Source organism: Chlamydia pecorum E58 (assembly GCF_000204135.1).
GTDB lineage: Bacteria > Chlamydiota > Chlamydiia > Chlamydiales > Chlamydiaceae > Chlamydia > Chlamydia pecorum.
The window spans coordinates 553,495-567,878 of record NC_015408.1 but is presented as its reverse complement, the minus strand read 5'-3'; the positions used below and the strand labels follow the sequence as shown (position 1 = coordinate 567,878).

Below are 14,384 nucleotides of genomic sequence, written 5' to 3'. Positions count from 1 at the left end.
TTTCCTCTTAAGAACATTCCATTGTATTCAGAGGAAAATAATTCTCAATCGCAAAGACAATTCTTTCCATTTTCTTAAAAAGATTTTTCCTCTAAAACTAATTCTTCACTCCCAAATACGGACTCTATGGACTATAGACTTCATTCCCAACACGATACGATATCCCCAGATGGTTATCTTTATTCCCCTCTACGCAAACTCTCACATGATCTCTACGAAGGGGAAGTCCGCATTCATAAAATCCCTGAATACTTCCTAGGGTTCCATCTACCCCAAGACTGTATACAACTCAATGTAAAAAGTTCCTTAGCACAGTTAGGGGTCGAAGCAGTACTTACCCATTGTGAACTAGATAAGCGTCATAAAGAAGCTCGCCTCTCCGTACACTTCTCAAGTAAAGACCCTGTCGCTAACGCCATGCTTACCCTCCTCCAGCCAGGAAGTTTTATTGGAAAGCTCTTTGCTGCTGATGACCGGCGTCTTGTCCGACTTCCCCGATACTTAGAAACCATGATGAAAAGCTTAGATCGTGAAGGTCTGCCCCTTCTATGCTTTGGGAAAAAGCTTGAGAAGCTCATCACCTTTGATATTATTGATGATAGACTTGTGGTATCTCTCCCAACACTTCCTGGAATCATTACCTATGAAGACATGATCTACGGCTTTCTTCCCTTTATCAGTAAGGCTTTGAGCCGCCCAGGACTGCAAGTCAGGAAATTTCTTTCTCTCTATCAACACCATCAAAATCTTCCTAAGCTCCCTCAGCAGCACAGGATTCTTTTAATTAAAACAGAACCGTTACATATCCGTACAGTCTTTGCCCGCGTAGTCCAAGAACTTCTTCCTAAAGGTATACGCCATACAGCTGCAGATATTTTGGAACCCACAACACGAGAATCCGGAGATATCTATGAATTTTATGGCTCCACATCAGAGCCTGTAGAGAGGATCCCCTTAGAATTCTTTACTCTCGAGCCCTATAAGGAATCCTCCTTTTTCTCCAATCGCGATCTCCTTCAAACCTCCCTAGACTCCAAAGAGGCAGTCTTTAAGATCTTCCAAACAGCCCCGGGAAATCGTGAAAAAACCGCTCTCTTTATCTCCAAAGGAAGTGAAATTCCCGAGCTTACCCCAAACTCATGGATCACCTCTACAAACACCTCACTCCCCCCTCAAGAAACTACTCAACTTCGAGAGGAATATGTTCAACAAGAGCCGTACTATCCCTTTTTAGAAGCTATGGAAACAGGGACCATTACTAGCCAGGGAGTGCTTTTCACAAGGTATTTCCCCACTCCCTGGCTGAAGGGGATGTTTCTGTCACATTACGTGTCCCACACTCTCAAGCGGATCTATTTTCTTATCCCTTCCTATACCCATGGAATCTACTTCTCCCAAAGAGATAGAAACTTTCTCTTAGACCTCTACCTTGCGGGAATTTCTACATTTTGGGTGGATCAAGATTCCCATACTGTCTTACAGTATGTAAAACGCAAAAATAAAGACGTTGGGATGTTTGTCCCTCCACATAAACTCTCAGAGTTTCGCTCTGCCTATTTCATCGGCATTCATGGCTCTAGCCTCCTTTATGGAGACTCTGAGGAGCTCTTAAGATCCCTTCTTACAGGCATGAAAGAGCTCCTGAAAAGAGTTCCTCCCCCAGGATTTCCCAAAAACACTTCCCTGGCAGTCATAACTGGAGGTGGCCCTGGTATGATGGAGCTTAGCAACCGTATTGCTAAGGAACTCTCGATCCTTTCCTGTGGGAACCTTGCCAGTATAGAATACGAAACTGAACAGGCCAAGCCAACAAATTCTTATGTCGAAGCAAAAATGACCTACCGCCTCCATTCTTTAATAGAGAGACAAGCAGACTTTCATGTAGATCTTGCGGTATTTCTTATTGGAGGTGTCGGGACAGATCTCGAGCTTGCCCTTGAGCTTGTGAGCTTAAAGACTCAAAAAAAGTCTCCTACTCCTGTATTTCTCATTGGTCCTGAAACGTACTGGAAAGAAAAAGTTTCGTCTCTCTATAAGATTAATGATGCTGTAGGGACAATTCAAAATTCTGAATGGATTTACAACTGCCTCTTTTGCATTTCCTCAGCGGAAGCAGGAATACGCATATTTGAAGACTATGTTGCACAGAAGCTCCCTATAGGGCCGGAATATCCTGCTCCCCAGCAAGGCTTTGTCTCTGTTTAAAAGCCGTAAGACAAACGAAAGCCGTAATAGTTACACTGCTCCCTTACAAACTGGCCTTCTTTTGAAAACCCTTGATGGTATTCTAAAAATGCGCGAACTTTCCTGCCGACGTCTTGAAACTTCGCCCACTCCATCCCGAGAATATACGTCTGGTCGATACCGAAATGCTGCTCTTCCCAACAACGAAAATGCATGGCAAAAATGGGCTGAGCATGGAGGTTGCTTTCTCTAAGCCCAAAAGGGCGAAGCTCTGCGCCCCATTCACAGTACAACGGCCTCTCTGGAAATGTTAGATCTCTGCTAATAATATATCCGACTCCCCCATACAAGCGGATATGAGGAGTGTAGCGATAGGAAACAAAGAGATCTATGCCTTCGTCGCTTAAATTATACCTAGGGAACGCAGGATGTGTGAGGAGAAACTCATCACCAAGATGAGAAGAGAGATGCCATAAGCGTAGACGATAACTCCATTTATGAACCGCAAATCCTAACACTACAGAAACAAAAAAGTCCGAATTTACCATGCATGCTTCTGGGTGATCGAGATCAAAAACAGAGAAGACCCCCCCTTGCAAACCGATATCTAAATCCCCATGGAATCGAGACACATCAAAAAGACGTAGGAATACAAAATCCCCTCCGAAAATTGCGGAGCCCACACGGTTTCCTATGACCTTCTCATTAAATCGGATCCCTGCACTATTCGTGACCTGCCTAGGGTCCGCAATTAAAGGAGCAAACAAGAGAGTATTTTGCGGTAACCACACCCCTTCTTTCCCACATACGATGTATGTCCCTAAGGATTTCTCCTTAGGAAGAAGGGGCGTGTTTCCCTGACACAGAGATTCACGATAGGGACGCGCACATACCTCAATTGCAGAAATAAACGGCAGCTCTTTAATAAAGTTGATAATCGCTTCAGAAAGTATTGCATCTACAGGCAAAGAAAACAGATAGGCAGTGTTGTTCTCCACAATGACTTGTGTGCGGCTGTCTAAAAAGTGCATATCGAGTAGCGCTTGCGTGTAGCCTGTTAAGAAACAGCTATCTTCATCGCTCCAAAGGTTCTCAGGGAGTTGATCTGTACGTAGCGTTGCTTTATTTTGGTATTCACATTCGAGACAAGAAGCCCCAAGATTCCTAGGTGAAGAGCAGAAATATCCGCACAAAAACAAGCCAGACCAATAACAATAAAATCGAAAAGCTTTTCTCATGGTATTGGTAACCTATAGAAAATAGAGCATTTATTCCGCAATAGCACAAAAGTGTTCCCAAAGTATATCCAACATAAACCTGCTCCCAATGTTCTCTTTCTCTACAAAACTCTCCTTTTTCTCCTATTCCCTCAGGGGAAAACCTGCAGACTCTTCGCATAAGGAAAATCGTAAAAAATGAGGAAATGGCTATAAAAAAAGCTCCTCCTTTCTTAAGATGTCTAAACATCAGATCATGACATATAGAGAGAATCCTAATGGAAAGAAATCCCTATTTTTCACGTTTACAACCTCAATATGTTTTTTCTGAAATCCGGAAGAGACTATCCTCCTTCCGGAAGGAATATCCTCAGGTAGTTCTTGCAGATCTCGCTATTGGAGACACAACTCAACCCATAGACCCCCAAATCACCTCTACAATAGAACACTTTGTCCACACACAAAGCTCCTCGCAAAACTACCAAGGCTACGGTCCAGAAGCAGGGATCCTCCCTTTGAGAGAAAAACTTGCAACACTGTTTTATGAAGGGAACATTTCCATAGAAGAGATCACCATCTCTGATGGAGCAAAAAATGACCTTTTCCGTCTCTTTTCCCTGTTTGGTCCTGAGAAAACCCTAGCTTTACAAGATCCTACCTACCCTGCCTATATCGATATTGCCTATCTCACAGGGGTCAAAGAGATCATCAAGCTCCCCGGCACTAAAGAAAACCACTTTATTCCCGAGCTTCCTAAGCAACACCCTATAGATATTTTTTGTCTTTGTTTCCCCAACAACCCAACGGGAAGTATGCTCTCCCATGAAGAACTCCAGAAATTTGTTTCCTATGCTCGAAAGCATAACGCCATTATCATCTTCGACACCTCATACAGAGCCTTTATTACAGACCCGACCCTCCCTAAAAGTATCTTTGAAATCCCTGAAGCAAGATATTGTGCTATAGAGGTGGGTTCCTTTTCGAAATCCTTAGGCTTTACAGGAATGCGCCTAGGATGGACAGTGATTCCTAAAGAACTTTGCTATACGAATGGGCTCTCAATCCTTCAAGATTGGCAGCGTTTTCTTTCCGCCGTATTTAATGGAGCCTCCCGTCCTATTCAAGAAGGAGGTTGCTTAGGAATCGATCTTCTTGCCTCTTCCCAAGCTGTTGCCCATTACCAAAATCAAGGGCGCCAACTGCGAGAAGCCTTGTCTCAAGCAGGATTTTCCGTATACGGAGGAGCGCATGCTCCCTATGTTTGGGTAGAGCTTCCTCGAGGAGTTCCAGATAAGGATGCTTTTGACTTTTTCCTGCATCAGTATCATATTGTCGCTACTCCCGGCTATGCCTTTGGGGAGCATGGTAAAGGCTTTGTACGTTTCTCCGCGTTAGCAAAAGCTGAGGATATAGCTAGAGCCTGTAAACAACTTACCTCTACACCACTTTCTTCTACGGTCGTTCTATGATGATCCTGCGTAAGCTCTCTCACTACCTATTTTTTCTCTGCTTTATCTGTTCATTTATTTCTGTTGTGATTTGTGGCCGCCATTTTGAAAAGTCTCCTTCTCAAAAAATTGCTATATTCCATTCTTTCTCCCATCCTCTCCTCATAGACTGTAGCCAAAGTTGTGTAGAAGCCCTCTCAGCCCTTGGGAATATTCCTGAGATCATCACTGTCAATGCTGAAGATAACCTCGTCAAAGCACGTAAGCTTGCACGTTCTTTACATACGGACAAAAATATCGTTGCCATCATTACATTAGGAGTTTTGGCAACAAAAGTCATGAGCACAATAGAAACCAAGAAGCCCGTGATTTACGCTGCAGTCCCCAATGAAGAAAGCCTCGTCATCCCTAAGACACAAGAAAATATCCAAGGAATCAGTGATAATCTCGATATTAACCAGTATTGTTTTGCAATACAGGCAGTCACAACAAATGCAGAATCTGTTGTGTATCTTAAACCCTCAGATCCCTTTCCTTCTAACCTCCAGAATGAGATGATCAAAAAACTTCATGCTTCAGGGATTGAAGTGATTGAGATCCCGATTACCCAAAGCACTTTAAAGACTCGAGTGCGTCAAGCTCTCGATAAACGTCCTTCAGCAATTTTTATTCCTCTATCCTCCTTAATGCGTAAGGAGGGCCTAATGTTTATACAAGATATCCTAAAAGAAAAAATTCCCATCGTTACCGATGATCTTTCGTTAATTCCTGAAGGAGCCTGCATTGCCTGCGGTGTAGATTACAAGAAATCCGGGAAACTTGTAGCGCAGCTTACTCACCATATGCTCTACAATATCCAAGATCACGAAGCCCTGAGAAAAATCATTGCTGAGCCTTTAGCAAAAACCACAACTTTTAATGAAGACATCATCAAAAAGCTCGGGATCAAGATGAACAAGACAGAAAAAAAACAATTTCGTTCCATTATTTTTAAAGACAAGAAAACCACAAAGTCCGAAGAACCAAACATCTCTGCAGCTTAACTTCTCCATACATGCAGCTTCTCCTGCACCTTTTTGGGGATCATAAGCTTTTTCTTTCTTGAGCTCTCTCCGGAAACTAGTGTCACGTCTCGCTTGGGAATCCCTAAGGCTTTCGCTAATAAGGAAACCACCGCCTCATTTGCCTTACCCTTTTCTGGCGGCTCCGTAACACGAACTTTTAAAACCTCTCCCTGAAAGCCTACAATCTTATTCTCCTTAGCTTTCGGAGTGACCTGAACCTCTAGGATACACAGCTCCTCATCCACATGCCCCCTACTTACATACTCGGAGGTGTCCATGGGTTTCCTCTAGCCACACCGCCAAGGTATGCAAACATACGCGTGAAGCCCAAGGATACTTCAAAATCCCCTGAGCAAATCCAGGACCAGAGATGTCATAGTTGCCCTCTTTAAATACCTGCTCCAAGCGGCAACGATCCAAGTTAATAAACGGCTGACTACTTACAAACAACACGCGCTCAGGAAACTCTACATAATACGAGCTCAGCAATTTTAAGGTGTCTTTTCTGGTGGCGTGCTCTCCTTCCGAAGGGTCTGCAACCAAAAACACCACTTTAACATTAGAATCCCGCCATGCTTTAGGAAGCAACATCTGTGCCCAAATAAATTTCGCGACCTCTTCTTCAGAAGAAGGCATCCCCTGGGAAGCATCTTGTTCCCAGTTAGCCTCTGAAGGAAAGGGATTATAGCGAGAATCGAAAAAGTGCTCTTTAGCTTCAAGCATCGGATAAAGGCTTCTCTTTCCACAAAGGAAGATAATTTTCTGAAAGCGCACACCACGCTGCCACTCTCGAATCAAGAAATCCAAACGCTGACGCAAAGCAGGAAGAGGCCCTCCAAAAACCACAGCGCAATCATAGGTAGCCGCATATGCCGGGACTGCCTGTGTCATGCGAAGTAGAGAGAAATCATTATAAAAAGCATGCTCATCTTTCAGCTGGCATACAGGTAAGATCTCCCTAGAAAATCTCTCTTCTGACGAGAGCTTCCAGGAATCCACTACCTCAGCCAACTCCTTAAGCGACTCAACCTCAGAGAGATTGCAAACATCGAGAATGCGATTCACAATAGGAAGGGAATCTATTGTGGAGGAGTGCTCTTTCCATAAACAGCATCCTGCAGAAATGAGAGCAAACACCCCTAAAAATCCTGGCACTCTCCATTTCTTCATAAGACATCCCTCCATGCATCTATAACCTTTTAAAAAGTCACCATACAAAAGGGGTTTAAAAAAAACAATAAGCAAGAAAACTAAACTCACGTAAACTCAATAACATTCTAATTGTTCACATCTCAAACAAGTTTGCCCTTCTTCGTTCCCCTTATTAAAATAAAAAAGAACCTCGTTCTTCCTAATCAATCCCCGTATAAAAAAACCCAGCACGAAGATCCTTGCTGGGCTTGTAAATATGTCTTCAAACAAATGATGTTTTGTCTTGAGCTTTCTCTATTTTCGTTTTCGAGAATTCTTTGGAGATGACCCTTCCTGTGATTCCTTCTTCTGCTTATGGGAATCTTGTTGTGCTCCTGAGGAATCTTCTTCAGGACGACGAACTAACTCGTCATCCCCAAGATCTTGCCTTCCTTTCACCCTTACTGACTGACTTGGCCCTTGATTAGGACTTACCTCACTTACAGGAACACGTTTAGAAAGTGGACGAGGTCCCCCAGAAACGATCCCCAATCTCTTTAAGAAGAAAAAGAAGCCTAAAAGTACATGGTCGTATAACCGATTAAAGAGACTAAGCAGCCAATTGCAAATATTACAAAGCTCATTCCAAATTTTCATACATAAGCCACGAGAAGGTACTCTTTCCTCCAAAGGCTTCTCAGGAGCATTCTCATTTTGGACAGAATCTTCCAAATTGCTTATCAATGAATTTAATGTAAATAAAGGCGCTTGCAGCTTAGGAAGAAGACCTTCTTGATTGATTTTCCATCCAGATTCCTGGGTATACACAAGACCTAGGCGTTGCATCTTAGCAACAGAAAGTCCTTGGTCGTTGCATTTCTGAGCTACTGTGTCAGCATCAAAACCTGATTCCATCAATAGACGACAATAACACCCCAACTCTTCTAAAGAACTAAATAAAACATCATTGCATTTCTTCACGGCAGCTTTAAGATCCTCTAACGAAGAAGTTATGCTCTCTAATCCTTCCCTATCAAGTATAGAATAATCTCTTCTTTCCCCCTCTTTGGGCTTAGGATAAGCACTTTTAATTTTTTCCAGTTCCAAGAGTAAATCTTGAAACAACTGGCCCGCTTGATTCACCACCAAGGAAATATTTTCTGCCCTCTGCTCTGCTTGATCCAGCTGTTCCTTTACAATCTCCTCATTCACTCCAGACACCGCCACATCTACAACTCCTTGAAGCTGATCTGGAGACACTAGGCCATACACAACAGATTCTAGCTGCGAACTTTGGGTTACTAAATCTTTAGAACGCTGATCTATGAGTTTCTGCGTAGTTGTACAAGGAAGAAAAATCACAGGAGGAGTAACTCCTGGCTTCCCTTCTGGCTGAGGAGAATTCGATGCTCCCGAAGAGGTAGTATTAGAATTTACAGAAGACATACTCCACCATAAAAATAAAAAAACTTACCAACCAATTTAATTTTAACAATAAAAAATATTTTTATATTTCTAATAAGGTTAGATTCAATTAATTATAAAACTGTAATTAGAAGTTGATTCTTTACAAAAATCACGCAAATCGTTGATCTAGAAACATTCCTATGTTAAGATTCCGCAGCTAGCCGTAAGTTTAAAAAAACTTATAGAAATCAAGAATCTAAAAAAACTTTCCCATGAGAACATCCCAACTTTTCTATAGGACCTTAAAACATACAAAGAAAGATGCCGTTCTTTCTAATGAGCTCTTAGAAAAAGCAGGCTATCTTTGGAGAATAGGAAAAGGGATCTACACCTATACCCCCCTTCTGTGGCGAGTGGTGTTAAAATTTATGGAGATTATCCGGGAAGAGCTCAACGCTATTGGAGGTCAGGAGCTACTCCTTCCTATCCTTCATCCAGCAGAATATTGGCTACAAACAGGACGCTGGCACGCCTTTGTCTCAGAAAATCTGCTCTACCATCTCATAGATCGTGAAGGGAAAGAGCACTGTCTTGCCCCAACGCATGAAGAAATCGTTAGTGCTTTACTTGCTCAATGGCTCTCGGGGAAAAAGCAGCTTCCCCTTCATCTATACCAGATGGCACCGAAATTTCGAGATGAGATCCGCCCAAGATTTGGGTTGATTCGCTCGCGAGAGTTACTTATGGAAGATAGCTATACCTTCTCAGACTCTCCAGAGCAAATGGATGAGCAATACCAAAAGTTGCGTATGGCGTACAGTAAGATCTTTGATCGCTTAGGACTTGCTTATGCAATCGTCAATGCCGATGGAGGGAAGATCGGGAAGGGGAAATCTGAAGAGTTTCAAGTGCTTTGCTCTTTAGGGGAAGATACCATTTGCGTAAGTGGAGACTATAGCGCCAATATTGAAGCTGCTCCCGTTGCCCTTCCGCCTTATAAATACGATGACGAACTCCTCCCTATGGAAGAGAAGTCTACGCCGGGAGTAAAAACCATTGAGGCAGTTGGGGAGTTCTTCTCCCAGCCTCTACAAAAAATTGTCAAAACCCTCGTTGTGAAGCTCTCCTTTGGAAAAGAGGAGCAATTTGTTGCAATAGGGATTCGCGGAGACCGCCAGCTAAACCTCACTAAGGTGGTCTCTAAGTTCCATGCTGACGATGCCATATTTGCTTCTGATGAAGAAATCCTTACGCACCTTAAAGTAGAAAAGGGGTTTCTAGGACCTTTAAGTTGCCCTATACGCTTTTTCGCCGATGAATCCCTTCGTCCCATGACGAACTTTATCTGTGCGAATAATAAAAAAGATATGCATTGCATCAATGTCAATTGGGGAAGAGATCTTCCTGAACCAGAATATGCTGACTATCTCCTCGCTCAAGAAGGAGATCTCTGTCCTGTAAATCCTGACGTTCCCTACAAAATTTTTCAGGGGATAGAAGTTGCGCATATCTTTAATTTAGGGATTCGCTATACAGAAAGTTTCCAAGCAACATTCCAAGATGAAGAAGGCAAGGAGCGCCCCTGCTGGATGGGAACCTACGGTATTGGTATAGGAAGAACTCTTGCTGCCTGTGTAGAGCAGCTCTCTGATTCTCGGGGAATCGTCTGGCCTGAGATCATCGCTCCATTTTCTATCTCTATCTTATACAATGGCGGCGATACCCCTTCTGAGCAAGTCGCCTATTCCCTATATCAAGATCTTCAACAACAGGGATGCGAACCCCTACTTGATGACCGCGACGAGCGTCTCGGATTCAAGCTCAAAGATAGCGATCTTATAGGCATCCCCTACAAACTCATCATCGGCAAAGCATATCATGCCTCTGGAATCCTAGAAATTGAGTCTCGATCCGGAGAGAAGTTCTCTGTCCCCCCTGAGAACTTTATCTCTTGGAGCCACGAACACCTCCCTCGATTTCGTCGTATTCCCCAGTTCTCCTCTTAAATTAGCACTCCACAAAGACAAGCGCCAAACTTTCTTGACCTTCATAGAGCTTTTTCTTATAATGCTCTCAATTGCGGTTGTCCCCGGAAATAGAATGACTAAACCTTCCCCATCGAAACGAGATTCCAAAGTTCTTTACATTCTCTTAACGGCGATAGAACTTTATCTTAAAACAGGGCAGCCCGTAGGGTCAAAGACATTGAAAGATAGCTTACGTTCTCAGATGAGCTCGGCAACAATACGAAATTACTTTGTTGAGCTTGAAGCACGAGGGTTTCTAAAGAAGAATCACATCTCTGGAGGAAGGATCCCTACGGATTTAGCATATCGCTATTATATCGATCGCTTTGTCAATAGTGAGGAATCTCCGGAAATACCAGAATCTGTTCTCCTTAGGCTAAACGCGCTGACTGAAGAGAACCGCAATATCACCAAAGATCTGCAGAAAATTATCGAGCTCTTAGGAGAGGTCTTGAACCTCCCTGTATTTTTTTCCTCCCCGAGGTTTGAAAATGATTCCGTAACGAACATTCAGCTCACTCTTGTGGATGAGCAGCGCGCTGTAGTGATTCTTTCTACAGAATTTGGGCAGATATTTACGGACATTCTGTGGCTTCCCGAACCTTTTAAACCAGAATCTTTACGACGTGTGGAGCTCTTTTTACAAAATTATCTTAGAAAAGGGCCCAGGAAAACAGAACTTTCAGAAAAAGAAGAGCAAATCAGCATGACGCTTTATAACGAGATCGTTGTGCGTTATTTGATGCGCTATTGCAATTTTAGTGAGGAAGACCTGCATCAAACAGGGCTATCTCGGCTGCTTAGCTATGAGATATTCAAGGACTCGGAGTTCTTAGCTATAGGACTCTCTCTTTTTGAAAACCGTAGGTACATGAGTAAACTGTTGGAGATTAGCATGCGCAGAGACCAGCCTACAGCATTTATTGGTAGAGAGCTCTCAGACATTTTAGGGGCTCCCTATTCTGAGTGTAGCGTCATTGCCATGCCCTATTTTATCCATCGTACTCCTTTAGGGGCATTTGGTGTTTTGGGTTCAGAGCATCTTCCCTACAAGGAGATCTTCCCTACAATGAAGCTATTTTCAGACAAAATTAAACACAGCTTAAGTAGAAGCTTTTATAAATTTAAGCTATCCTTTAGGCGCCCCTGCCCCATGGATCCTAAGTTTTCCAAAGAACCTAGTTCTTTAACGGGGTATGCTTCTATAAAACTCTTACCCTCTAAGGAGACATCATGACTGAGATCCCATCCGATGATGAACACGACATTGCGGATTCCGAAAGCAAGGTGCACGAGCTGGAACAGGAAGTTGCGGCATTAAAAGCAGAGCTACAAGAAAAAAATGACAAGTATCTTCTCATGCTAGCAGAATCTGAAAATGCACGAAAGAGAATGCAAAAAGAACGCCAAGAACTCATGCAATATGCTGTAGAAAATGTCTTGATTGATTTCTTAGCTCCCATAGAGAGCATGGAAAAAGCGTTAGGGTTTGCGACGCAAATGTCTGAGGAAGTGAAAAATTGGGCCATAGGGTTCACGATGATCTTGGGACAGCTCAAACAAGTCTTTGCAGATAAAGGTGTTAAAGAGTATTCCTCCGCAGGACAAAAATTTAATCCTTTCCTACATGAAGCTGTGGAGATCGAAGAAACCACAGAATGCCCTGAAGGAACTATTCTTGAAGAGTTTTCAAAAGGATATAAAATCGGAGATCGCCCCATTCGTGTTGCAAAAGTGAAAGTAGCTAAAGCTCCTGCCGCTGAAGAAAATAAAGAAAATAACCCCTAAGATTTAGGTATTCACCATGAACAAAAAATCTAATAAAATTATCGGGATAGACCTAGGAACGACCAACTCTTGCGTATCTGTCATGGAAGGAGGTCAAGCCAAAGTTATCGTATCATCAGAAGGAACAAGAACAACTCCTTCAATCGTTGCTTTTAAAGGCTCCGAAAAGTTAGTCGGAATTCCAGCAAAACGCCAAGCCATAACAAATCCAGAGAAAACGCTAGCTTCTACAAAGCGTTTTATCGGAAGAAAATATGATGAAGTTGCTTCAGAAATCCAAACAGTTCCTTATAAAGTAGTTGCAAATGCAAAAGGAGATGCTGTTTTTGAAGTAGATAATAAACAATATACTCCAGAAGAAATCGGGGCGCAAATCCTCATGAAAATGAAGGAGACTGCAGAGGCCTATCTTGGAGAAACCATTACGGAAGCTGTAATTACTGTTCCTGCATATTTTAACGACTCCCAAAGAGCCTCTACAAAGGATGCTGGAAGAATCGCAGGTCTTGATGTTAAGCGTATCATTCCTGAGCCTACAGCAGCAGCTCTTGCTTATGGAATTGATAAAGCTGGAGATAAAAAAATTGCAGTCTTTGACCTTGGTGGAGGAACTTTCGATATTTCCATCTTAGAAATTGGAGATGGTGTGTTTGAAGTATTATCCACAAATGGAGATACCCACCTAGGAGGAGACGATTTCGATGAAGTCATTATCAAATGGATGATTGAGGAATTTCAAAAACAAGAGGGGATCGATCTTAGCAAAGACAACATGGCACTGCAAAGACTCAAAGATGCCGCAGAAAAAGCAAAAATCGAGCTTTCAGGGGTCGCCTCTACAGATATCAACCAGCCATTTATCACTATGGATGCGCAAGGGCCAAAGCACCTCGCATTAACGCTAACACGTGCGCAATTTGAAAAACTAGCCTCCTCTTTAATCGAAAGAACAAAGGCTCCCTGTTTACAAGCATTGAAAGATGCGAAACTCTCTCCTAGTGATATCGATGATGTTCTTCTTGTTGGAGGAATGTCTCGGATGCCTGCAGTACAAGCCGCTGTAAAAGAGCTTTTTGGCAGAGAGCCCAACAAAGGAGTCAACCCAGACGAAGTTGTGGCCATCGGAGCAGCAATCCAAGGTGGAGTTTTAGGTGGGGAGGTTAAAGATGTTCTTCTCCTTGATGTGATTCCTCTCTCTTTAGGAATCGAAACCTTAGGAGGTGTAATGACCCATCTCGTAGAAAGAAACACCACCATCCCTACACAGAAAAAGCAAATCTTCTCTACAGCTACAGATAACCAACCTGCCGTAACGATTGTTGTGCTTCAGGGCGAGCGCCCTATGGCAAGTGATAACAAAGAAATCGGAAGGTTCGACCTTACGGATATTCCTCCTGCACCTCGAGGACATCCTCAAATCGAAGTTACCTTTGATATCGATGCTAATGGAATTCTCCATGTCTCAGCGAAAGATGTCGCAAGTGGCAAAGAACAAAAAATCCGTATTGAAGCTGGCTCAGGATTGCAAGAGGATGAAATCCAAAGGATGATTCGTGATGCAGAAGAAAACAAAGAGGAAGATAAAAAACGTAAAGAGGCTTCAGAAGTAAGAAATGAAGCCGATAGCAATATTTTCCGAGCAGAAAAAGCGATTGCAGACTACAAAGCACAAATTCCAGAAAGCCTTACGAAAGAAATCGAAGAGCGTATTGAAAAAGTCCGCGCAGCACTAAAAGATAACGCTCCTATCGATACTATTAAAGCGGCTTCTGAAGATCTTAGCAAGCATATGCAAAAGATCGGCGAGGCGATGCAAGCGCAGTCTGCCTCTGCAGCAGCAGCTTCTGCAGCAAACGCTCAAGGACCAAATATCAACACGGAAGATTTGAAAAAACATAGCTTCAGCACAAAACCTCCTGCAGGAGGTGCAGCAAATGCTTCGTCGCCAGAGGAGCATATCGAAGATGCTGATGTAGAAATTATCGATAAAAACGAATAAATCTCTTTTTTCCCTATCCCCTCTTGGGGATAGGGAGCTTTTTTCCCTCCGAAATACTGTTCATAAAAGTATCTTTCTATTAAAACTCTACTCAGAGTGTAATAAAAATTCTAAAATCA

The 14,384-nt window shown here is 42.8% G+C and carries 11 protein-coding genes; 7 read left to right on the top strand and 4 right to left on the bottom strand.

All coding sequences use genetic code 11. The features are described from left to right. Nucleotides 1-126 precede the first annotated feature (126 nt). Nucleotides 127-2,205, top strand: a complete 2,079-nt coding sequence (locus G5S_RS02615) for an LOG family protein (RefSeq protein ID WP_013712631.1) — start codon at nt 127-129, stop codon at nt 2,203-2,205. Here G5S_RS02615 and G5S_RS02610 read toward each other — a convergent pair. Beyond that, complete coding sequence (locus tag G5S_RS02610) at nt 2,202-3,422, bottom strand: DUF1207 domain-containing protein (protein WP_021756454.1); 1,221 nt, start codon at nt 3,420-3,422, stop codon at nt 2,202-2,204. The two genes, G5S_RS02615 and G5S_RS02610, sit on opposite strands and share 4 nt — an antisense overlap. 257 nt (nt 3,423-3,679) lie before the next feature. Between G5S_RS02610 and G5S_RS02600 the strand changes: the two genes are divergently transcribed. Next, nucleotides 3,680-4,870, top strand: coding sequence for an LL-diaminopimelate aminotransferase (locus G5S_RS02600; RefSeq protein WP_013712629.1), 1,191 nt, complete (start codon nt 3,680-3,682; stop codon nt 4,868-4,870). Continuing rightward, nucleotides 4,870-5,892 (top strand): ABC transporter substrate-binding protein, encoded by a 1,023-nt coding sequence (locus G5S_RS02595; protein ID WP_041467077.1) that lies wholly within the window; start codon nt 4,870-4,872, stop codon nt 5,890-5,892. The genes G5S_RS02600 and G5S_RS02595 overlap by 1 nt, the downstream gene beginning before the upstream one ends. Here the strand turns inward: G5S_RS02595 and G5S_RS02590 are convergent. From G5S_RS02590 to G5S_RS02580, 3 genes are all read right to left on the bottom strand, one after another. Continuing rightward, nucleotides 5,889-6,158, bottom strand: a complete 270-nt coding sequence (locus tag G5S_RS02590) for a DUF167 family protein (protein WP_021756451.1) — start codon at nt 6,156-6,158, stop codon at nt 5,889-5,891. The two genes, G5S_RS02595 and G5S_RS02590, sit on opposite strands and share 4 nt — an antisense overlap. Before the next feature lie 7 nt (nt 6,159-6,165). Next, nucleotides 6,166-7,083: a hypothetical protein gene (locus G5S_RS02585; RefSeq protein ID WP_013712626.1), complete on the bottom strand. Its 918-nt coding sequence runs from the start codon at nt 7,081-7,083 to the stop codon at nt 6,166-6,168. A 276-nt stretch (nt 7,084-7,359) separates the two neighbouring features. Then, on the bottom strand, nt 7,360-8,490 hold the full coding sequence (locus tag G5S_RS02580; protein ID WP_013712625.1) for a CT392 family protein: 1,131 nt from the start codon (nt 8,488-8,490) through the stop codon (nt 7,360-7,362). Between the two features lie 233 nt (nt 8,491-8,723). On the opposite strand from G5S_RS02580, the gene G5S_RS02575 reads away from it, so the two are divergent. The 4 genes from G5S_RS02575 (at nt 8,724) to dnaK (ending at nt 14,265) form a co-directional block, all read left to right on the top strand. Then, the gene (locus G5S_RS02575; protein WP_013712624.1) at nt 8,724-10,457 is read left to right on the top strand and encodes a proline--tRNA ligase; all 1,734 of its coding nucleotides are present in this window, start codon (nt 8,724-8,726) and stop codon (nt 10,455-10,457) included. A 94-nt stretch (nt 10,458-10,551) separates the two neighbouring features. Then, complete coding sequence (gene hrcA / locus G5S_RS02570) at nt 10,552-11,715, top strand: heat-inducible transcriptional repressor HrcA (protein ID WP_021756447.1); 1,164 nt, start codon at nt 10,552-10,554, stop codon at nt 11,713-11,715. Then, nucleotides 11,712-12,266 (top strand): nucleotide exchange factor GrpE, encoded by a 555-nt coding sequence (locus G5S_RS02565; RefSeq protein ID WP_013712622.1) that lies wholly within the window; start codon nt 11,712-11,714, stop codon nt 12,264-12,266. The genes hrcA and G5S_RS02565 overlap by 4 nt, the downstream gene beginning before the upstream one ends. A 16-nt stretch (nt 12,267-12,282) precedes the next feature. Beyond that, on the top strand, nt 12,283-14,265 hold the full coding sequence (dnaK, locus tag G5S_RS02560) for a molecular chaperone DnaK (RefSeq protein WP_013712621.1): 1,983 nt from the start codon (nt 12,283-12,285) through the stop codon (nt 14,263-14,265). The last annotated feature ends 119 nt before the right edge of the window (nt 14,266-14,384 follow it).